General features: G+C 35.3%; 22 protein-coding genes. 6 read left to right on the top strand and 16 right to left on the bottom strand.

Features of this window, described 5'->3' with window-relative positions:
- Nucleotides 1–52: 52 nt before the first annotated feature.
- From RSC39_RS05775 to RSC39_RS05755, 5 genes are all read right to left on the bottom strand, one after another.
- On the bottom strand, nucleotides 53–1,231 hold the full coding sequence (locus RSC39_RS05775) for an SLC13 family permease (RefSeq protein ID WP_021037692.1): 1,179 nt from the start codon (nucleotides 1,229–1,231) through the stop codon (nucleotides 53–55).
- Between the two features lie 387 nt (nucleotides 1,232–1,618).
- Complete coding sequence (gene tenA / locus RSC39_RS05770) at nucleotides 1,619–2,275, bottom strand: thiaminase II (protein ID WP_063282171.1); 657 nt, start codon at nucleotides 2,273–2,275, stop codon at nucleotides 1,619–1,621.
- A 219-nt stretch (nucleotides 2,276–2,494) separates the two neighbouring features.
- Nucleotides 2,495–2,797, bottom strand: a complete 303-nt coding sequence (locus tag RSC39_RS05765; RefSeq protein ID WP_063282172.1) for a CHY zinc finger protein — start codon at nucleotides 2,795–2,797, stop codon at nucleotides 2,495–2,497.
- A gap of 20 nt (nucleotides 2,798–2,817) precedes the next feature.
- Nucleotides 2,818–3,789, bottom strand: coding sequence for a biotin--[acetyl-CoA-carboxylase] ligase (locus tag RSC39_RS05760; RefSeq protein WP_332535751.1), 972 nt, complete (start codon nucleotides 3,787–3,789; stop codon nucleotides 2,818–2,820).
- Nucleotides 3,790–3,794: 5 nt separating this feature from the next.
- Nucleotides 3,795–4,364 (bottom strand): biotin transporter BioY, encoded by a 570-nt coding sequence (locus tag RSC39_RS05755; RefSeq protein ID WP_011835704.1) that lies wholly within the window; start codon nucleotides 4,362–4,364, stop codon nucleotides 3,795–3,797.
- Nucleotides 4,365–4,500: 136 nt separating this feature from the next.
- Between RSC39_RS05755 and RSC39_RS05750 the strand changes: the two genes are divergently transcribed.
- Genes RSC39_RS05750 through RSC39_RS05725 form a run of 6 tightly spaced genes read left to right on the top strand, consistent with a single transcriptional unit; the run spans nucleotide 4,501 to nucleotide 9,130 of the window.
- Entirely contained in the window at nucleotides 4,501–5,745 is a 1,245-nt protein-coding gene (locus tag RSC39_RS05750) for an AMP-binding protein (RefSeq protein WP_332535749.1), read from the top strand.
- On the top strand, nucleotides 5,735–6,883 hold the full coding sequence (locus tag RSC39_RS05745; protein ID WP_332535747.1) for an acetyl-CoA C-acyltransferase: 1,149 nt from the start codon (nucleotides 5,735–5,737) through the stop codon (nucleotides 6,881–6,883). The genes RSC39_RS05750 and RSC39_RS05745 overlap by 11 nt, the downstream gene beginning before the upstream one ends.
- Complete coding sequence (locus RSC39_RS05740) at nucleotides 6,823–7,257, top strand: hypothetical protein (RefSeq protein WP_332535745.1); 435 nt, start codon at nucleotides 6,823–6,825, stop codon at nucleotides 7,255–7,257. The genes RSC39_RS05745 and RSC39_RS05740 overlap by 61 nt, the downstream gene beginning before the upstream one ends.
- Complete coding sequence (locus RSC39_RS05735) at nucleotides 7,232–7,525, top strand: hypothetical protein (RefSeq protein ID WP_332535743.1); 294 nt, start codon at nucleotides 7,232–7,234, stop codon at nucleotides 7,523–7,525. Before RSC39_RS05740 ends, RSC39_RS05735 begins: the two co-directional genes overlap by 26 nt.
- Nucleotides 7,522–8,268: an SDR family NAD(P)-dependent oxidoreductase gene (locus RSC39_RS05730; protein ID WP_332535741.1), complete on the top strand. Its 747-nt coding sequence runs from the start codon at nucleotides 7,522–7,524 to the stop codon at nucleotides 8,266–8,268. The genes RSC39_RS05735 and RSC39_RS05730 overlap by 4 nt, the downstream gene beginning before the upstream one ends.
- A gap of 16 nt (nucleotides 8,269–8,284) precedes the next feature.
- The gene (locus tag RSC39_RS05725; protein WP_332535739.1) at nucleotides 8,285–9,130 is read left to right on the top strand and encodes a nitronate monooxygenase; all 846 of its coding nucleotides are present in this window, start codon (nucleotides 8,285–8,287) and stop codon (nucleotides 9,128–9,130) included.
- Between the two features lie 120 nt (nucleotides 9,131–9,250).
- On the opposite strand, the gene sufB is transcribed toward RSC39_RS05725, so the two are convergent.
- The 11 genes from sufB to RSC39_RS05670 form a co-directional block, all read right to left on the bottom strand.
- On the bottom strand, nucleotides 9,251–10,663 hold the full coding sequence (gene sufB / locus RSC39_RS05720; protein ID WP_063282143.1) for a Fe-S cluster assembly protein SufB: 1,413 nt from the start codon (nucleotides 10,661–10,663) through the stop codon (nucleotides 9,251–9,253).
- Between the two features lie 95 nt (nucleotides 10,664–10,758).
- Nucleotides 10,759–11,217, bottom strand: a complete 459-nt coding sequence (locus RSC39_RS05715) for a Fe-S cluster assembly sulfur transfer protein SufU (protein ID WP_063282142.1) — start codon at nucleotides 11,215–11,217, stop codon at nucleotides 10,759–10,761.
- A 134-nt stretch (nucleotides 11,218–11,351) separates the two neighbouring features.
- On the bottom strand, nucleotides 11,352–11,834 hold the full coding sequence (locus RSC39_RS05710) for a hypothetical protein (RefSeq protein ID WP_011835709.1): 483 nt from the start codon (nucleotides 11,832–11,834) through the stop codon (nucleotides 11,352–11,354).
- Nucleotide 11,835: 1 nt separating this feature from the next.
- Entirely contained in the window at nucleotides 11,836–13,053 is a 1,218-nt protein-coding gene (locus tag RSC39_RS05705) for a cysteine desulfurase (RefSeq protein WP_332535737.1), read from the bottom strand.
- Nucleotides 13,053–14,312 carry a Fe-S cluster assembly protein SufD gene (sufD, locus tag RSC39_RS05700; protein ID WP_332535774.1) on the bottom strand — a complete coding sequence of 420 codons (1,260 nt, stop codon included), beginning with the start codon at nucleotides 14,310–14,312 and terminating at the stop codon, nucleotides 13,053–13,055. Before sufD ends, RSC39_RS05705 begins: the two co-directional genes overlap by 1 nt.
- A gap of 136 nt (nucleotides 14,313–14,448) precedes the next feature.
- Nucleotides 14,449–15,219, bottom strand: coding sequence for a Fe-S cluster assembly ATPase SufC (gene sufC / locus RSC39_RS05695; protein ID WP_063282139.1), 771 nt, complete (start codon nucleotides 15,217–15,219; stop codon nucleotides 14,449–14,451).
- Nucleotides 15,220–15,393: 174 nt separating this feature from the next.
- Nucleotides 15,394–16,719 carry an MraY family glycosyltransferase gene (locus RSC39_RS05690; RefSeq protein ID WP_332535733.1) on the bottom strand — a complete coding sequence of 442 codons (1,326 nt, stop codon included), beginning with the start codon at nucleotides 16,717–16,719 and terminating at the stop codon, nucleotides 15,394–15,396.
- 2 nt (nucleotides 16,720–16,721) lie between these two features.
- A complete protein-coding gene (locus RSC39_RS05685; protein ID WP_011676802.1) occupies nucleotides 16,722–17,423 on the bottom strand; it encodes an adaptor protein MecA in 702 nt (233 codons plus the stop codon).
- 128 nt (nucleotides 17,424–17,551) lie between these two features.
- Entirely contained in the window at nucleotides 17,552–18,286 is a 735-nt protein-coding gene (locus RSC39_RS05680) for an amino acid ABC transporter ATP-binding protein (protein ID WP_011676803.1), read from the bottom strand.
- Nucleotides 18,286–18,972, bottom strand: a complete 687-nt coding sequence (locus RSC39_RS05675; RefSeq protein WP_011835715.1) for an amino acid ABC transporter permease — start codon at nucleotides 18,970–18,972, stop codon at nucleotides 18,286–18,288. Before RSC39_RS05675 ends, RSC39_RS05680 begins: the two co-directional genes overlap by 1 nt.
- A 145-nt stretch (nucleotides 18,973–19,117) precedes the next feature.
- Complete coding sequence (locus RSC39_RS05670; protein WP_332535730.1) at nucleotides 19,118–20,026, bottom strand: diacylglycerol kinase family protein; 909 nt, start codon at nucleotides 20,024–20,026, stop codon at nucleotides 19,118–19,120.
- Nucleotides 20,027–20,140 lie beyond the last annotated feature (114 nt).

Raw genomic sequence — 20,140 nt, 5'->3', positions numbered from 1 at the left:
ACTTTCAATTTTTTGAAAAATAAAAAAAGTTGGAAAGTCCAACTTTTACATTTTAACCAACAAGTGTCACAATAATCAAACCAATCAGTGTTAAAATTAGGACAAATCCGGCATTGACAATTGTAAAATATTTTACGAAACCACGTGTTTCGCCCCGCGCATTCATCCGAATCACCTTATAAGCAATCAGTGTTGCCATAGAGGAAACAATTGTTCCAATCCCACCAATATCAGCTCCAAGGACCAAAGAAACAGCATGGGGAGTAAATGGCGAAATCAAGATGGGGGCCGCAATATTAGAAATAAACTGGCTCATAATCACGGTTCCTAAAAAAGAAGCCTGTGGTCCAACTAAGGTATTACTGATAAAATCAGTCAACACATGAATATTAGCGATATTACCCACAATCAAAAAGAAAAAGATAAAAGTAAATAAAAGATGATAATCAATTCCTTTAAAAAGTCGCGGACGATAAATTAGCACAACTAGAGCAACGATTGCTCCAGCAAGATAAAAATTCACATAACCAAAAACAGAAGCTGCCATTAACAACATCAAAACAACGAAGATAGAAGTTTCAACTTTATTAAATTGATTCACTTTAGTTTCAATAACCAAAGGCTCATTATCGATGAATTGACAAGCAATCATCAAAATCAATAAACCTAAAATCCATAAAGCCCCAGTTCCTTTGAAAAAGTCTAAATTTGTCAGGGGAACTCCACCATGATGTGCCGCTACCTTATAAAACGAATAAAGATAGAGATTATGCGGATTTCCTTGCGGAAGCAAAGCAGAACCAATATGACAAGCTGGAACAATTAAAGCTGCCCCAATATAAACTGATTTTCGATTTTTAATTTCTTTAGTAATCGCTAAATAGAGCGGTAAAACCGTCAAAATTGTTAAATCGTTTGTAAAAAAAACGGCTAAAAAGAAGGTAAGTAGCGTCGTAAATCGAACAAGCTGACGCGTTGTTGTACTTCTTTTGACTAAGGTCTGTCCCAAATACTGTAACAATCCTGTTTCCTTAAAACCACCAATGACAAGCATCAATCCTGAAACCGTAACAATGACATGATAATTGAAAAAACGAGTTGTCACTCCACCCAAACTAATGGCAATAATTGCAATAATAAACGAAATCAGAAAAACTTTGTCCACTAGAAACCAGTTTTTAATGGCCGTCCAGATTTTTTGGGATTCGCGCTGAGTAGCTGAATGTTCCACTACTTCTCCTAACTAGCATATAAAATTTTGCACCACAATAAATTATACCATCTAAAGATACCAGTGACAAGCTTTTTCTCACTTAAAAGCGAATTATTTTCAAGTGAACATCTTGACTCAATAGATTCATTATTTTGAGGAGATAATCATCTTAAAATTTTATATTTCACAAAACAAAAAATCCCCCTGACTAGGAGGGATCTGAAAGAAATTAAGCTACTCGCTATAGCTTAGTAACGTAACCATGACTTAAAGGTAAACGTTTTCCTATAAGGATAAACATATTCTATCATTTTGTGTATCCGTTTGCAAGAAATAACTGAAATAAAATTAATGTTTTTTTTACATTATAAGTCCTATCGATATTTCTCACTTATTCCCGAAAAATTACCATTTTTCTAAGTTCATCGACATTTCCCAAAATTCGTATTCCATCTTACTGCTAATCACAAAAGTTTCAAGCATTTTTTCACGTTCTGACTCATTACTTTCTTGATAAAGTTGATTGATAATGGCACACTCTTTTTCGATTTGTACCGTAACCTCTTCACTCGCGTATGTTTCAATCCATCGTTGGTATAAGGCGTTAGAAGAACCCCTATCAATCAAACGAAGTCCAATCTCATGATAAAGCCAAGCGCAAGGCAACATGCCAGCAATAGCCGTATTAACCGTACCATCAACGAGCTGACGATACATATGAGAAACATAATGATAAGCTGTTGGAGCAATAGCGGTTTCTGAAATTTCTTGCTCGGTAATATCTAAGTCCCTAAAAAAACCTTCTCGAATGAATATTTCACCTTCTTTTAATTCTTCTGCATTTAATTTTAAATGTTCTCGAATCATTTTATCCTCAGTTTTTTCCGCAATATAAAGATAGAGCTTACTAAAGTGTTCTAAATAATAGCGGTCTTGAAGTAAGTAATATCGGAAAGCCTCAGAAGATAAGTTCCCCGTCACTAAACCTTCGATAAAAGGATGTTCAAAACTCATTTCCCAATATTTTGCTGATTTTTCTCTTGCTAATTCAGTAAATAACATTTTCATTTTCCTTAAAATTTTTCATAAGTTAAAAAGTATTTTATATATAACGGTTTTGCACATTATATCATTTTTTTAAATGGAACGATGAGCAAAAATCTAGATTATACATTTTGTTTAGACTTCATTTTATCGGCCTATATTCTTTGTTATTAATTTAAAATTTATTAAAACTTCAAGAATAACTTGAGCTTTGATAAATTTTATGAAAAAAAGAATTTATGATTTAAAATAAATTTTCCAATGGCGATGACAATTTGGATTAAAGACAGCTTTACAATTGATACAATAACCTTGTGAATAATCATTAAAATTCAGCTTTGTTTTACAATGACCACAAAGGACTGGAAAATCTTCTTTTTCAGTAGCCATAAATTGATGATTTTCTAGTTCGTCATGACATTCATAACACGAAAAATATTTTTCACAGCCAGAACATTTTAATGCAACAATATCATTTTCTTGATGATAATGACTGCACCTTCCCTCATCATCTACCACTTTTCCCCAAATTTTTTCCATCGGTATCTCTCCTGCTTCTCTTACCAATCAACTTTTATAACCTCACCACTCGTGAAAGATTGTAGCTTTCCTGTATCCCCTTTGAGTACTAAACTTCCGTCATCAGCAATTCCTTGTACTTCTCCTTTGACAGAGCTCGTTCCTAATTTCAAAGTAACCTCTTTTCCGACTAATAAAGAGCGTTTGCGATATTCTTCAATCAAGTCTGGGTGAGTATAATTTGAAAAATTAGCAATTACTTCCTGAGCCATTTCTGCAATCAATTGATTCCGGTCTATATTTATATCGGGATTAATTCCTTTCACTTTTCCTAATAACTCATCTGGAAATTCCTTAGTTGCCAAATTTAAGCCAATTCCCATAATAAAATTGCTAGCAGAACTCGATTCTAAATCTAAAGCCGCTTCTGTGATAATACCTCCCACTTTATAAGTATCTAGATAAATATCATTAACCCACTTTAACTTAAAGTTTTTATCCTCATAAAATTTTTCAAGTACTTTGACCACGGAAACAGCAGCACTTGTAGTCAATAAACCTATTTTCAAAATATCATGGCTGGGATTAGGTAAAATAAGACTAAAATATAGTCCAGTATCACTTGGCGAATAAAATTTTCGACCGCGCCTCCCATGTCCTTGAGATTGATTATTCGCAACAAAAACAAGCGGCTGTTTGACCTCATGAGTCGTCAAATATTGTTTTGCCACTTCCTGTGTAGAAGTCACTTCATCAAAAACGAAAATATCATTTTCAAATTTCATTCCACTATAAAAATTTATCGTATCTTCGTCTAATGATTCATTTCCAATATATTTATATCCTAAATTTTTTCGGCTGACAATCTGATTTCCTTTACGTTTTAAAGTATTGATTGCTTTCCAAATGCTCTCACGACTAATATTTAGCTCTTCTGCTAATTCATCTCCTGAAACCCAATTTCCTTTTTGCCGAAGAAGTTCTAACAAGACAAATTGTTTTGTTGTTTGCATAACTATCACTTTCTAAAATAAAGTTCAAAACCTCCTTGCTTTCTAAGGCGTCGAACGATGACGACCGTTAAAATGGCTTTGATACAGTCTCCTGGAATAAAAACTAAGTTAGAAATTAAAGAAGTTAATAGTGGAATATTAGATTGAAAAGATAGCCAGATTGCTCCAACAAAATCCACAAAAATAACCCCAAATAATAAAACAATTATTAACTCTCCAAACCAATTTTGGGAAGTCGTAATTTTTAGTTTCTTTAGGAAAAAGCCAATTAAAAATGGGGTAAAGAGCCAGGCTATTCGATAACCACCTGAAGGCCCTAAAAAACTAGCCGCACCACCATTCCCTCCTGTCAGAACAGGTAAACCAATTAAAGCTAAAGCAAGAAAAGCACCTACCGAAATTGTACCATATTTAGGGCCAAGAAGCCCCCCTGCCATCATTATCCCCATATTCTGAAGAATGATTGGCACTGGAATAAAACCAATTGGAATTCCTGGTAAAAATCCCAAGATAATAATAAAAGCAGTCATAAAGGCTGAATAAGTTAATGTTTTGACTTTCTGATTGTTAGTCATGTTGTTACTCCTAATTTTATATTTTACAATAAAAGATTTTTTTATTATACTGGTATCATATCAAATAGTAACCCTATAATCAAATTTTGGTTAACTGTTTTTAAAATTATAAGCTTATTGAACAAGGAAACCAGCAATGGAACACAACAATCAATTTAATTTCTCACATTTAGTTTCTCTTTATGCTGATAAAACAGCTTTAATTATCGGACCAGATAGCTATACTTATCAGCAACTTGGAACTATGATTAAGAAAAGTGCTCAAAAATATAAAAATTCTTTTAAAAAAATTTTGATTGTAAAAAATGAAAACATCATAAATTTTACTACCGAATTTTTAGCAATTATTGAAAGTGGAAATTATCCCCTTGTGATAGATTCTTTTACTCCCAAAACAAATATTGATAATCACGCTCTTCCCGATAACACCTTCTTTTTAGCTGCCACTTCTGGTACAACCGGTCAGCCTAAAATCTACTTACGAGACTGGCTTTCTTGGAAATCAGGCTTTGAAACAATTAATGACTTATTTCAACTCAAAAAAATTGAAAGTCTGGCAACTACCAGCCCTATGACTACCTCTTTGGGACTTCATAGTTTGGTTTGCTCCTTATATCTTGGTAAAAGCTTCCTCCCCATTACTAGTCCATCACAATTCGGCAAAATTAAAAAAAGTTGGGCTTTATTTACTGTTCCAACCTATCTTTTGAATATTTTTAATGAACTCAGTGTTTTATCTTCTCTCAATACTTTATTTTTAAGCGGAGGAACTTTAAGCCCAGAAACGATTGATAAAATAAAAAATCAACTTCCCTTAACAAAGATGATTGAATTTTACGGGAGCTCCGAAACAAGCTTTATTTCTTGGCAATTTGTTGAAAATGGGAAAAAAACAGCGGCTGTCGGAAAACTTTTCCCGCATGCACAAGTTGAATTTGACGATAATCATAGCATCATTGTCAAAAGTCCTTATTTATTTTCTGGATATCTCAATCAAGTTAGCCCTCAGTCATGGACGACTGACGATTTAGGAACTATTAAAAATGACACTCTCTATTTATTTGGTAGACGTGCTGACATTATTGAACACGGGGCTAATAAAATTTTTCCAGAAGAAATTGAGCAATTTGTAAAAGATTTATGTCAAGAATGTGCAGCCTTTGGAATATCCGATCAAAAATATGGTCAGAAAATTGCGCTCTTAGTTGTAAAACCACTAGAAAAAGAACTAGTGAAAGAAAGACTAAATCAAGAACTTCCAAAATATAAACGTCCACAAATTTATTTAGAAGCCGAAACACTCTCGCTAACTTCAAATCAAAAACTATCCAGAAAAGAATTAGAACAAAACTACTTTAAAGGAATCTATCATGACTTTTAATAACTCTGTAGGAATAATTGCCGCAAATCGTTTACCAATTGGTAAAATAAATGGTTTTTATAAAAATATTTCCCCTGAAAGTTTGTATCAGAATCTTATTGAACAACAATTTAAAAAAAATTCATTTCTCAAAAAATCTGAGATTGATTATGTCATATTGGGAAATGTAACAAATCAGGGTGGAAATTTGGCCAGACGTTGCGCTTTAAAAGCTGGATTTTCAACTGAGGTCCCTGCTTTCACAATTGATCATCAGTGCGGTTCGGGATTAACAGCATTGATTACAGCCGCAAACTATATCCAGTCGGGTGAGGCCTCCATAATTTGTACAGGTGGGGTAGAAAACACTTCACAATCAAATATCACTATTGATGCTAAGAGTCAATTGCCAATCAAACGGTTTAAAATGGCTCCTGAACCTTATGAAGATCTTGATATGGGAATTATTGCAGATATTACTGCCCGTAAATATAATATTTCTCGTGAGTCTCAAGACCTCTATGCTCTCAATAGTCATCAAAAAGCTAATCAAGCCATCAAAAATAAATCATTGATGAGTGAAGTTCTCCCATATCTGGGCAAGAATTCAAGCATAATCCGAGACCAAACCGTTCGTCCTCATTCATCACTTGAAGCCCTGGCTAAATTATCACCTGCCTTTACTGAAAATGGTCGAACTACTGCCGGAAACAGCTGTCCTATAAATGACGGTGCTTCTTCTCTTATTCTAGCTAATTCAGATAAGCCATTTGATTTTCAAGGCTATTATCTTGGACAAGCAACGATTGCTCTTGCTCCCACAGATTTTCTGCTAGCGCCAATAAAATCAACTGAAAAACTTCTTGAAAAATTCAATCTTAAAGTTGCTGAGATTGAGGCAATAGAATTGAATGAAGCATTTGCCAGTCAAGCCCTCTTATTCCGAAATCATTTTAGGCTTGATGACAGAAAATTGAACTCTTACGGCGGGGCACTAGCTTTTGGTCATCCCTATGGTGCAACCGGTGGAATTTTAATTTCTCGATTATTAAATCGCATCAATAAGCTAGAGAAGCCCTGCCTTGGTATTGCAACTTTATGTATTGCTGGTGGGATGGGAATTTCCATTCTGCTCGGAAATCGGTGGTTTCGCGAATGATTTTACTGACTCAGACAATTATTTCTAAGCATTCTAAAATAAAAAACAAAGAAAAATATCAGATACTTTTTGAAAATCCTTTTTTTGTCAGTAGACTTCCTCAAGTTTGGCAGCTTCTTGAAAATCTTCCTGACAATCTAAAAAATGGACAAAATTGGTTATTGTCAGAAGAGATTAGCCACTTTGCCTCCTCTGATTTTACTTTTGATAAGATTGAACTTTATCTAGTAAGTCAACGAACCACAAGTCATTTTCAAAAATATATTGTGGATTTGAGTTTACAGCTGACAAAGAACCAAAAACTACTGACAGAAATTAAATTAACATTATTATCCGAGGATTCGTGGAATGAAAATATACAAACAAATAAATGAAAGGGATTTGGTAAATTATCTCGAAATAAGTTATGATACTAATCCTTTGCACTCTTTAGAACAACCAATTCTTCCTGGCAATTTGCTTTTATATCTTTTAGAAAAAATGTATCAGAAAACCTATCAGGAACAGCTAACATATTTGAAAGTAACTTTTTTTTCACCCGCAGTCTTACAAGAAATTTTATGTTTTGATTTTAATCAAAAAACTTTTCAAATTAATGACGCTAATCAAAAAATGATTCTTAAAGGAGTGTGGAACAAATGAAAAAACAAACAATTTTGATTACAGGCGCGACAAGAGGAATAGGTTGGGCACTGGCTCAAGAAGCAATCCGAAAAAAGCATAAAGTCATCTTGACTGGACGCGATCCGTTGGCCTTAAAAAAGAGATCTGATACACTAAAAAAAGACTTTCCAAACGCAGAAATTCAAGCCATTGAATTAGATGTTTCTAATCGCCTCAGCATTCAAACAGCTTCTCAATTAATAACAGAGATTGATATTCTAATTAATAATGCTGGAATTACTGCTGACAGCACCTTTTTTAAAATGACAACAAAGGCTTGGGATGATGTTATTTCTACAAACTTAACAGGTGTGTTTAATGTCACCCATGCTCTGATTAATAAGCTTAATCCAGGCGGTCAGCTCATTATGATGACATCAAAATCTGCTCTTTTTGGAAATTTTGGTCAAACAAACTATTCGGCAGCAAAAGCAGGAGTGATTGCTTTAACTAAAACGCTGGCCCAAGAATTAAAAAAGCTTAATCTCCGAGTAAACTGTGTCTCTCCAGCAGCAAAGACCGATATGACACTTCCAATCTTAGAAAAGTTAGAAGAACATTACGGGCAGGAATTACCAAAAGAATGGCAGTTGGGCTCAAGTTCTGAGGTGGCTCATTTTATTATCAATGACTTGATAGACAGACCAGAAACTGGGAAAATTTTTTCAGTGAACGGCTCTGAAATTGGTTATTGGTCAGAGCCTGTATTTCATAAACTTTGATAGAAAGAATATAAACATGACTTGGTATCATCAACTTGGGATAAAATATCCACTTTTTCAAGGAGGAATGGCTTGGGCGACTAATGTCGAGTTAGTAGCTGCTGTATCCAATAACGGAGCTTTAGGAATTATCGGTAGTGGTGGCCGAACAGCAAGTGAATTACAGGAAATGATTCATCAAACTAAAAGACTCACTTCTTCTCCCTTTGGCGTTAATCTAATGCTGCTTGATAAAAATATTGATCAGCTCTTACAAGTCATCTATGATGAAAAAATATCAGTCGTCACGACCGGAGCTGGTAGTCCTAAAAAATACATTGATACCATTGTGGCTAACCATATCAAACTATTTCCAGTTGTTCCTAGTTTGAAAATTGCCAAAAAAATGTTAGAACTTCCAGTAACTGGGATTATCGCTGAAGGGACCGAGGCTGGTGGCCATGTAGGAACGCAAAATCTCTCCTCACTCCTTGAGGAAATCACTTCTCTTTGTCCTCTTCCCCTTATAGCTGCGGGAGGAATACATGATTATCATAGTTTTTCCTCTGCAAAAAATTTAGGTGCTAGTGGTGCGCAAGTTGGTACAGCCTTTCTGCTTGCCAAAGAGTGTCAGATTTCTTCAACCTATCAAAAGCTGATTTGTCAGTCTGAAAAAAATGAAACGATTCTAATTTCAAACAAAAAAGGTCATCTAGCGAGACTCTTAAAAAAACCTTCAGAAACCTCCTCAAACCAATCATTAAAATCTGCAGTTGAACAAGGTGACTTATTAAATGGAGCATTCATGGCCGGAACCTCATCTGCTTATATTAATAAAATTGAACCTGCGGAGACAATTATTAAGCGAATTATTGAAAAATAAATGAGTTTTCAGGTATAAAATAATGATTTTTATAACTTTGTATAATCAAAAAGGTTCAACAATTAAATTGCTGAACCTTTTTGATTATAGATAAATGATATTTTAAAGACTTTTTCTATTTTACCCAATAGAACCTTCCATTGAATAAGAAATCAAACGATTTAATTCAACAGCATATTCCATTGGTAATTCCTTGGTAAATGGTTCAATGAATCCCATGACAATCATATCTGTAGCTTCTTTTTCTGTCAAACCACGACTCATCAAGTAATAAAGTTGTTCTTCAGAAATTTTTGAAACTTTCGCTTCATGCTCTAAGGCAACTTGTGAATTGTGAATTTCATTGAATGGAACGGTATCTGATTTTGATAAATCGTCCATCAAAATTGTGTCACATTCAATATGAGAAGCTGATTTTTTAGAATTTTTCCCAAAAGTAACTTGCCCGCGATAATTGACTGCTCCACCATTTTTGGCAATTGATTTTGAAATAATTGAGCTTGAAGTATTTGGTGCATTATGAATCATTTTAGCACCTGTATCTTGATTTTGATTTGCTCCAGCAAAAGCGATTGAAAGCATTGTTCCACGCGCTCCTGGCCCATTTAAATGCACAGCAGGATATTTCATGGATACTTTTGAACCAAGATTCCCATCAATCCATTCAACGGTTGCATTTTTTTCTGCAGCCGCACGTTTAGTCACTAAGTTATAAACATTATCTGACCAGTTTTGAATGGTAGAGTAGCGCATGTAGCCACCCTCTTCAACAAAAATTTCAACGACTGCCGCATGAAGTGAGCTCGCTGAATAAGTTGGGGCAGTACATCCTTCAACGTATTGAATAGAGGCTCCTTCTTCAACAATAATCAATGTCCGCTCAAACTGTCCTGATTTTTCGTTATTAATACGGAAATAAGCTTGAATAGGAATCTCACATTTGACTCCTTTAGGAACGTAGACAAATGAACCTCCAGACCAGACAGCAGAATTTAAAGCTGCTAATTTGTTGTCAGTTGGCGGAACAAGTTTGCTGAAATATTTTTTGAAAATTTCTGGATAATCACGTAAGCCTGAATCAGTGTCAGTGAAAATAATTCCTAATTTTTCAAATTCATCTTTCATATTATGATAAACAACTTCTGATTCATATTGGGCTGAGGCTCCTGCCAAGTATGAACGTTCAGCTTCTGGAATACCAATTTTTTCAAAAGTATCTTTGATCTCTTGGGGAACATCCTCCCAAGAGCGAGCCGATTTTGCTGACGCCTTTTGATAATAAACGATGTCATTGAAATCAATACCAGATAAATCTGGTCCCCATTTTGGCATATCTAGCTTTTTAAAAGTTTCAAAAGATTTCAGACGAAATTCTAACATCCATTCAGGCTCGTTTTTAGTCTCAGAAATTTCACGAATGACTTCCTCGGTCAAGCCTAAACCGGTTGTAAATTCAAGTTCTGCATTATCATGAAATCCAAATTTATATTCTTCGAGGTCTTTGACGACTTCTTGTGTACTATTTTCTGTCATTTTTCTTCCTCTTTGGCATTTTATTATTGACAGACTTTTCAGCCTAGCTGACAAGTCTTTAATTTACTGATAAAAAATCTGTCAGTAACTTTTAGCTACTCACCATGAATTACTGTTTCTTGTGCTTCACCAAAATCAATGGCTTTTTTTAGAGCATTCCAAGCTAGAGTTGAACATTTTACCCGAGCTGGAAATTTACTGACACCCGCAAGAAATTGAGCATCTCCAAGTGCTTCTTGACGTTCGTCAGTTTCACCGGTCACCATTGATGAAAAAACAGTTGCCAACTCTTTGGCTTCTTCTTTGGTTTTTCCAAGAACTGCCACTGTCATCATTGAGGCTGAAGCTGTTGAAATTGTGCAACCATGACCGCTAAAGGCAATGTTTGAAATCACATCTCCTTCAAATTCAACAGTCAGTCGAATGACATCTCCACAAGTTGGATTATTAAGATCAATCATACAACCTGTATGTAATTCTCCAGCATGACGCGGATTTGATGAATGGTCGAGAATGACTGCACGATATAGATTATCTAATTTAGATAAAGCCACGCTTTCACACTTTCTTTTTTCTAATTTTTATATATTGTTTTGATTTATTTTTTGAAAAAAATTGAAATCTATTCATAAGTACTGACAGAATTATTATTAGTCAATAAATTTTCTGTCAGTAACTTTTTGCTCATTTAGTCATCGGTCTTTATCCCATTTTTACGAATATATCGAAGGACAAGATTCGCTGCAATCACTACCGCTAAAATAATGATAACAAATAGTATAAGTAAGCCAACCGATCCTTGAACAAGTGAGCGAAAAAGGCTGAGTCCTCCAATAGCATAAATGAAGCCCCATGCTAGATAACCTGGTAACGCAGCAAGCGTATATCTAAACCAAGACCAGTTTGTTAAACCCGCTCCAAATTGAACAGCAGTTTGAAAACCAACCGTTAAAAAAGAGAGGGGAATAATTGGCCAACCAATCCGTTGAATGGCTATAATTCCAGAGGAGGTTTCTGAATTTTTTTCAAGCTTTTTGCCCCACTTTGTTTTTAATATTCCATGGTAACTCAATTTTCCTAGCCAAAAGGTACATTGAGCTCTAAAGAAAACAACAACGAATAAGAAAGTGGTTGCCAACCAAAGTGGGAGGGAGGCGACCCAATTAAGCATATTAATCAAGTTTGAAAAACTCCTTTGTTTTTTGAAGTGCCTCAACCCATTTATCACAGTCTGCTTTGGTATTATAGATATAAAAGCTTGCTCTAGCCGTTGCCGGAGTACCAAGATAATTCAATAATGGTTGAGCACAGTGATGACCAGCTCTGACTGCTACCCCTTCCATATCCAATGCCGTAGCGACATCATGCGGATGAAGGCCTTCAATATTAAAAGCAATAACTCCACTACGTTTTTTGTTATCTTTGGGTCCATAAATTGTTAAGCCTTCAATATTTTGAAGTTTTGGCATCACATAATCTATCAATTCGGCTTCATGTTGATGAATTTGGTCAATTCCAAGTGTCTGAATGTAATCAATGGCTGCTCCTAAAGCAATAGCACCCGCTATATTTGGTGTTCCTGCTTCAAATTTCCAAGGAAGTTCTGTCCAGGTTGAATGACTTTCATAAACAAAATCAATCATTTCCCCACCGAATTCTACGGGTTCAAATTGATTAAGTAATTCTTCTTTGCCATAAAGAACACCGATTCCTGTGGGTCCCATCATTTTATGACCTGAGAAAGCAAAGAAATCGACATCCATTTTTTGAAGGTCAATCGCCATATGTGGCGTAGATTGTGCCCCATCAACCACCAGGTAGGCGCCGTGTTCATGAGCAATTTTGGTAATTTCTTCTACTGGATTAATTGTCCCTAAGACATTAGAGACATGGGCAATTGACACGAATTTCGTTTGCGCTGTGACTTTTTGCCGCAAATCTTCCATATCCAATTCGCCCTCTTTGAGATAAACAAATTTTAAGATTGCCCCTGTTTTCTTAGCTACTTCTTGCCAAGGAACGATGTTAGAATGATGTTCCATAATGGAAATGACAATCTCATCACCTGCTTTTAAGATTTGCCCAGCAAATTGAGCAACCCAGTTGATTGAAGTCGTTGTTCCTCTAGTAAACAAAACTTCTTTTGTTGATTTAGCATTGATGAACTGACGGACTTTTTCACGCGCTGCTTCATATTTTTCAGTCGCTCGCTCTGCTAATGTATGAACCCCACGATGGACATTGGCGTTATCATTTTCATAATAATCCTTTATCGCTGACAAAACGCTCAAAGGTTTTTGAGTGGTTGCTGCATTATCCAAATAAACCAAAGGTTCATCATTAACAATTTGATTCAGAACTGGAAATTCATTTTTGATGCCTTTAAGCATTACATGCCCAGCTTTCTTTCAATAGTTTCAATAAATTCTGCTTGGACTGATTTGACAGGAATTTCACTGACGACTGAGCCAAGGAATCCACGAATAACAAGTCGTTTAGCTGTTTCTTCATCAAGTCCACGAGATTGAAGATAAAATAAATCTTCTTCATCAACCTGCCCAACAGAAGCTGCGTGACCTGCGGTTACTTCATTTTCGTCAATCAAGAGAATTGGATTTGCATCTCCTCGTCCTTTATCAGAAAGCATTAAAACATGAGAAGATTGTTGGGCATCCGCATTTTTAGCGCCTTTGATAATATGACCAATGGCATTAAAGGTCAAAGTTCCTTTATCAAGAATAACACCATTTTGCAAGATATGACCAACAGAATTTAGACCAAAGTTAGTCACTCTTGTGTCAATTCCTTGCGTTTGATGACCTGTTGAAATTCCCACCACTTTAATTTGTGAATGAGAACCATTCCCTTTAAGGTCACTGTCAAAGTCAGCCACAACATTTCCGTCATTCATGACTCCAACTGACCAGTCAACTGTTGCATTATCCCCAATCAAACCGCGACGAATAACTGATGCTGTGACATTTTTTCCTAAACGGTCAATGGCTGCAAATTTGACTTGCGCCCCTGCTTTTGCAATCACTTCAACAACTAGATTTGCTGTTGCTTTGGCTGTTTGCTCCCCACTTGTTTCCAAGCGCTCGAGATAATCAACTTTCGCATTTTTTCCTACAATAAGCAAAATTCGTTTATTAAAGGGAACTTCTGATGAACCCTCTTGCATCAAAATTGATTCAATGGGTTCAAGAACTTCCACACCATCTGGAACGTAGAGAACCAAACCAGAATTAAAAGTTGCAGCATTTGCTGCTGTTAAACGACTTTCATTAAAGGGAACGACAGCTCCAAAGTTTTCTTCAACTAATTCTGGAATTTCTGTCAAAGCCGAATTGAAATCTGTAAAAATTACCCCTTGTTCAGCCAGCGTTTTCGTCATTTGTTCCATAACCGTTTGGCTTCCAACTTGAACAAGCAAGGGATGATTTGGGATTTCTGTAAAAGTGGGAACAGAGCCAATTTCTTCATTTTCAGAAATTGTTAAATGGTCTAAGCCCCAACGGTTGATTTTAACTCGTTCAATATTTGGTAATTCTAAATTTTCAAATTCAAGCGCCGCTTTTTGGCGTAAATCTGACAACCAAGCTGGTTCAGCATGCATTTGTGAAAAGTTTAAGATGTCTTGATTCATAATTATTATTAGCAAGTTTTTATTTTTATAGGTAAACTTATCGATTTATTGACAAATTATTCTGTCAGTAAATTGATGAACAGTTAAACTTACTGACAGCTTTGTCAGTAGATAAAAATAGACTTACTAGCTCCTTTCCTTAAACTTCTTCTTTATATTCTAGTCCAAGTTCTTCAGCAATATTGACATATCCTTCAGTTTCCAGACGTTTAGCCAATTCAGCACCACCGGTTTTCACCACACGACCATCCATCATGATGTGGACAACATCAGGTGTAATGTAATCAAGCAAACGTTGGTAATGTGTGATAATCAATGCACCAAATTTCTCGCCACGCATTGAATTAACACCTTTTGCAACGACTTTTAAAGCGTCAATATCAAGTCCTGAGTCAATTTCATCAAGAATAGCAAAAGTTGGTTCTAACATCAAAAGTTGTAGAATTTCATTTCGTTTCTTTTCACCACCAGAAAATCCTTCATTGAGATAACGTTCCGCCATCTCTTCTTTCATGCTCAAGACATCCATATTTTTATCCAATTTTTTGATGAATTCCATGACAGAAACTTTATCATCTTCAGCACGTTTGGCATTCATTGCTGCCCGTAAAAATTCTGCGTTAGTGATTCCTGGAATTTCAGATGGATATTGCATTGCAAGAAATAGGCCTAAACGAGCTCTTTCATCAACTTCCATCTCTAAAACATTTTGACCATCAAAAAGAACTTCTCCCTCAGTGACGGTATAATTAGGGTTCCCCATAATCGCTGCCGATAAAGTCGATTTACCAGTTCCGTTAGGTCCCATAATTGCATGAATTTCATTGGTATTGATGACTAGGTCGACTCCTTTGAGAATCTCTTTATCTTCAATCGCCACATGAAGATTTTTAATTTCAAGTGTAGCCATTTTTTCGCTCCTTTGAATTGTCAATTGTATTTGACATTTATAGTCTCTATTCTAACAAAAAATTGATAAAATTTGTTATTTTCGCTCATATTATTTTTATCAATCGCAATATAAAAAATAAATGACATTTGGCTTTTTTAGATATCAAAAAACCTCTATAAAATTAGAGGTTTTTTATTTTTTATGTCGACTTCTTCGATAATTTTGAATTGGAAATTCTTGTGTCGGTTCATCAACTTCTTCATCTACTACTGAATACTGTTCTTGGTCTTTATTATCTCTTTTGTCAGTCCGTTCAGGGTGAAGAACTTCGTCACGATAAGCTGAATTTCCAACGAATTTCAAAGCTTTCAAGACTGGCTGACGATTTTCACCCAGAATTCCAACAAGTTCAATAAAGATTTCTAGTCCAAAAAGACATGCAATTACTAGTAAGATTCCACCAATTCGACTTGAAAATTGCAAGAGAATCGAGATAAAGGCAAAAATTGAGGCAATTCCATAAATTACAAGTACAGCGCCACGATGTGTAAAGCCAAGTGCCATGAGCCGATGGTGCAAGTGCCTTTTATCAGCTGTTGCTATAGATTGTCGATTTAATTTCCGACGAATCATAGCCATGATTGTATCTGTGAGCGGCACTCCCAAAATTAACAAGGGAGTTAAAACGGCTACAGCAGTCGCATTTTTCAAGCCTTGTAAAGAGGCAACCGAGATTATGAATCCAAGGAATAAAGCTCCTGTATCTCCCAAATATATAATTGCTGGGTGATAATTATAGGGAAAGAATCCCATGATTGCAGCTACTACCGTGAAAATAGTAATTGGTAAGAACACATTTGGACTTGGTAGGAAAAAGTAAGAGACAATTCCCATTGTCGTCAGTGAAATAATGGATACCCCACTGGCAAGTCCGTCTAAACCATCAATTAAATTAATCGCATTCGTAATAGCCAGTATCCAAAATACCGTAAAGATAAAGGATAACCAGCCCGGAAAAATTAATAAAGGGCCACCAAAAGGAATTTTTAAATTATCAAAACGTGCATTGGTAAAGAACCAAATAAAACTCGCAGCAATCGTCAAACCTAAGAGTTTCATTTTAGGTGATATTTCTTTTATATCATCAACCAAACCAGTCAAAACAACAATTCCACCACCCACAATAAAGGGCCAAATGTAACTCAAATAACTAACTAATTGAATGGGAGGGTGACCATTTCCGTTTCCGGGAGGTTGGGCATGGATTGGAGGTTGGGCATGCACGATTTGCGGAAGGATAAATAATGTGGCAACCGCAAAAGCAATGAAAATAACCAAGCCTCCAGCTGAAGGCATCGGTTTTTTATTGATGCGGCGCTCATTGGGTTTATCCACAGCGCCAATTACCTTAGACACAAAAGTCATAACTGGGGTTAAAATCACTGAAATACCAAAAGTGATAATTATAACCATTAAAAACTTGAGTGCAAAAGGGATTTCTTTTAATGTATCAACCATATTTAGATTTTTCTAAGAACGTCTAAAGCACGCGTTGTGATTAGGCATTCACCATACTCCTGCAAAAATTCTCGACTCATTTTTGTCGCTTCACCATATTCCATCATCCGTGAACGTGTGCTTTCAACATGCATTTTACCTTTTGCTTTTTGATTATCTAAAACAACAAGATAAAAATTACCATCATAACGGTAAAATTCTGACTCTTCATCTGCGAATTTCACATTTTTTATTCCAGTCAAGACAGACATCATGTCATCATAACGAATAGAGTAGTATATAAAGTCTGGCTCATGTTCGGCTTCTTCTTTTTTAGCCCCTGGTAAACCAAGTCCAGGTTTAAAATCAGTAATTCCTCGCTCGCGCGCCATATCTGCCCCTATTTCATTTAATTTATTATAAAAACCAGTCATTAATTCTTCAAATTCTTCAGGATCATCTGGAATCTCTCCCCCTTCACCCAACATTGCTTCTTCATGAACAATCATGTGAACGCCTTGTGGGAAGGGTTGAATTTGGAAAGTTAACATCCCTACATTTCCAAAACGATTTTCTAAGCCAAGTTCATCAACTAATTCATAGAAAAATTGTTCAATGACTTCTTGATTTCCAAAAAAGTCAGATAACTTGATATCATAGTCTGTCAAATCATCAAAAGACAAGGTGATTTTTATAGTGTTTTCATTTATATCCTCATACTTCATTTTGTTTCTCTTTTCTATAATTTATCTTCTATCACTTTACCAGTCTTAATAGTATTATACCACAGACCAGAAAAAAAACAGCACTCATGCCGTTTTTTGATATTCCATATAACTATATGAAACCTTTATTATAAGACTTTAGCTAGAAAGTCTTGGGTCCGTTTTTCTTTAGGCTTTTCAAAGATTTGAGCTGGTTTGCCTTGCTCAACAATTGTTCCATCAGCCATAAATAATACTCTGTCAGCAACTGTTTTAGCAAAGCCCATTTCATGAGTGACAACGACCATCGTCATCCCTTCTTTGGCAAGTTCTTGCATTACTGACAGAACCTCCCCAACCATTTCCGGATCAAGTGCCGACGTTGGTTCATCAAAAAGCATTACATCTGGATTCATAGCCAAAGCCCGAGCAATAGCTACCCTTTGTTGCTGTCCGCCTGATAGAGACTGTGGATAGGCTTCTGCTTTATCTGATAAGCCAACTCTTTGAAGTAAATCTTCTGCAGTCTTTAGAGCTTCATCTTTCGTCATTTTCCCTGTTTTTATTGGGGCCAAGCAAAGATTTTCAAGGACTGTCATATTTGGAAAAAGATTAAATTGCTGAAAAACCATTCCCATTTTTTCGCGGTGTTTAAAGACGTCTACAGATTTATCAGCAATATTAATTCCTTCAAAATAAACTTCTCCATCAGTTGGTTTTTCTAATAAATTCATTGTTCTTAAAAAAGTTGATTTTCCAGAACCTGATGGTCCAATCATCACAACAACTTCACCTTTTTTTATTTGGATATCAAGTCCTTTTAATACTTCATTCTTCCCAAAATATTTATGCAAATTTTTAATTTCGATTAAATATTCATTCATTATTTCGCATATCCTTTCCCAAGTTTCTTTTCAAACAGAACAAGCAAGCGACTAACAACAAAAGTGACCACAAAGTAGTAAAGTGCAACAAATATCATTGGACTAATCGTTTGATAAGTCAAATTCGCCACGGTTTGTGCGCCATTGAAAACTTCCATAACCCCAATCGTATAAAGGAGTGAGCTGTCCTTAATTATCGTTACAAATTCATTTCCTACGGCTGGTAAAATATTTCGCAATGCTTGAGGTAGGATAACGGTTGTCATCGCTTGTCTTGGTCGAATCCCCAAAGAATAAGCCGCTTCTTTTTGACCAAGAGGTACTGCTTCAATCCCCGCCCGAACAATTTCCGCCATATAAGCACCAGAATTCAACGAAATCACGATAATTCCGGGAATCAAACGTCCCAAATCTTGTTGCAAAATTCCTACTTGAAAAGTAGGTAAAGAAATACTTCCCATTAGGCCAAAACCAAGCATGATTTGAACCAGCATAGGTGTCCCACGAAAAATTTCAATGTAGATATTGGCTAGCCAGCGTAATGGAGCAATCTTAGAAATTTTTGCCAATGCTGTGACAATCCCTAAAAGCGTTCCAATTAAGACCACAAAAGCTGAAATAAATATCGTTACAATCATTCCATCATTAAAGTAGGGTAAATATTTCGGTAAAAAATCAAAATTCATATTTTCTCTCTTCTCTTTTATAATTTCTATTTTTATAAAAAAACAATAGCATAATTATAATATAAAAAGTATAAAAATACAATCATTTTTGTATAAAAATTAATTTTAAATAAATAAAAACTCCAATTACGGAGTTTTTATTCTGTCAGTAAATAATCATTCGTTTTTCAGTACTGATGGAAAGTCTGTCAGCGGCAGCTAAATGATGAATTTCTCCATCAATTTGTACGGATTGACTTTCTGCTAGTTCTACGGAAAAGTCTGGATTAACACGATGGAGAAATAAAGGATGTTTTAAATGAGTTCCACGAAGAACACTCGGAATCAAGGAAAAAGTTCGAAATAAAGAATGCTTACTGTATTCTACCAAATGAATATCTGCATTTTGGTTGGAAGCTTCTGGGGAAATTTTTACCCCTCCTCCAAAATATGGATGTTTGGTAAAAGTCATCAGGAAAGTTTTTTCTAAAGATATTTGCTGATTTTCTATCTCAATCAAAGCTGGAAATGCTTTTTTAGTGATTAAAACATGTAAAGCGGTCAAAATATAAGAAAAACTCCCTAGCTTTAATTTATTTAGAAATTGCTTAAGTTTTCCTTCATTGGAAGCTTGTACTATCGCCGCATCTAATCCAATCCCAATATTATTTAAAGCATAGCCATTCAATCCTTTAGATTGATAATTCATAATAAAAATTTCATGATTCATTCCACTGCGAGCAGCCTCAAAAGATTCAATTGGGTCAAGAATTAAGTTCAAGCTTCTAGCAAAATCATTACCTGAACCTGATGGAATATACGAAAATGCTTCTTCTTCTGGAAGTTCATTTATAACAAGTGAAATGGTCCCATCACCGCCTATAATCACTAAATGGTCTTCAGCCACTTTAAGTTCTAATATTTGTTTTACTAAATCTCCTTCTTCACCAGGAGCATTAGTTTTAAAAAGTCGATAATTATAATTATTTTTTTCCAAATATGGAATCAGAATCTCCAATGTTCGTGCACCTTTACCTGCACCAGAATTGGGATTTGCAAGGAGATAATAAGTCATAGAATTATTTTACCAAAAATGACAGAGATTTTATGTTTTTAATGATTTTGTCAGTAAATTTAATAAAAAAAGTTACTGACAGCTCAACACAAACAAAAAAATATCAAATCGGTG

The organism is Lactococcus sp., assembly GCF_036648155.1.
In the GTDB taxonomy this organism is placed as follows: domain Bacteria; phylum Bacillota; class Bacilli; order Lactobacillales; family Streptococcaceae; genus Lactococcus; species Lactococcus cremoris.
The sequence above is the reverse complement of the archived record's forward strand: the minus strand, read 5'-3'. Positions and strand labels throughout refer to the sequence as shown.

Excerpts from the sequence above, each read along its gene's own strand:
- sufB (WP_063282143.1), bottom strand. The coding sequence starts at position 10,663 with ATGACAGAAAATAGTACACAAGAAGTCGTCAAAGACCTCGAAGAATAT.
- RSC39_RS05765 (WP_063282172.1), bottom strand. The coding sequence starts at position 2,797 with ATGGAAAAAATTTGGGGAAAAGTGGTAGATGATGAGGGAAGGTGCAGT.
- RSC39_RS05710 (WP_011835709.1), bottom strand. The coding sequence starts at position 11,834 with ATGCTTAATTGGGTCGCCTCCCTCCCACTTTGGTTGGCAACCACTTTC.
- RSC39_RS05745 (WP_332535747.1), top strand. The coding sequence starts at position 5,735 with ATGACTTTTAATAACTCTGTAGGAATAATTGCCGCAAATCGTTTACCA.
- RSC39_RS05680 (WP_011676803.1), bottom strand. The coding sequence starts at position 18,286 with ATGAATGAATATTTAATCGAAATTAAAAATTTGCATAAATATTTTGGG.
- RSC39_RS05690 (WP_332535733.1), bottom strand. The coding sequence starts at position 16,719 with ATGGTTGATACATTAAAAGAAATCCCTTTTGCACTCAAGTTTTTAATG.
- RSC39_RS05755 (WP_011835704.1), bottom strand. The coding sequence starts at position 4,364 with ATGACTAACAATCAGAAAGTCAAAACATTAACTTATTCAGCCTTTATG.
- RSC39_RS05670 (WP_332535730.1), bottom strand. The coding sequence starts at position 20,026 with ATGACTTATTATCTCCTTGCAAATCCCAATTCTGGTGCAGGTAAAGGT.
- RSC39_RS05735 (WP_332535743.1), top strand. The coding sequence starts at position 7,232 with ATGAAAATATACAAACAAATAAATGAAAGGGATTTGGTAAATTATCTC.
- RSC39_RS05685 (WP_011676802.1), bottom strand. The coding sequence starts at position 17,423 with ATGAAGTATGAGGATATAAATGAAAACACTATAAAAATCACCTTGTCT.
- RSC39_RS05725 (WP_332535739.1), top strand. The coding sequence starts at position 8,285 with ATGACTTGGTATCATCAACTTGGGATAAAATATCCACTTTTTCAAGGA.
- tenA (WP_063282171.1), bottom strand. The coding sequence starts at position 2,275 with ATGTTATTTACTGAATTAGCAAGAGAAAAATCAGCAAAATATTGGGAA.
- sufC (WP_063282139.1), bottom strand. The coding sequence starts at position 15,219 with ATGGCTACACTTGAAATTAAAAATCTTCATGTGGCGATTGAAGATAAA.
- RSC39_RS05730 (WP_332535741.1), top strand. The coding sequence starts at position 7,522 with ATGAAAAAACAAACAATTTTGATTACAGGCGCGACAAGAGGAATAGGT.
- RSC39_RS05750 (WP_332535749.1), top strand. The coding sequence starts at position 4,501 with ATGGAACACAACAATCAATTTAATTTCTCACATTTAGTTTCTCTTTAT.
- RSC39_RS05740 (WP_332535745.1), top strand. The coding sequence starts at position 6,823 with ATGTATTGCTGGTGGGATGGGAATTTCCATTCTGCTCGGAAATCGGTG.
- RSC39_RS05705 (WP_332535737.1), bottom strand. The coding sequence starts at position 13,053 with ATGCTTAAAGGCATCAAAAATGAATTTCCAGTTCTGAATCAAATTGTT.
- RSC39_RS05760 (WP_332535751.1), bottom strand. The coding sequence starts at position 3,789 with ATGCAAACAACAAAACAATTTGTCTTGTTAGAACTTCTTCGGCAAAAA.
- RSC39_RS05675 (WP_011835715.1), bottom strand. The coding sequence starts at position 18,972 with ATGAATTTTGATTTTTTACCGAAATATTTACCCTACTTTAATGATGGA.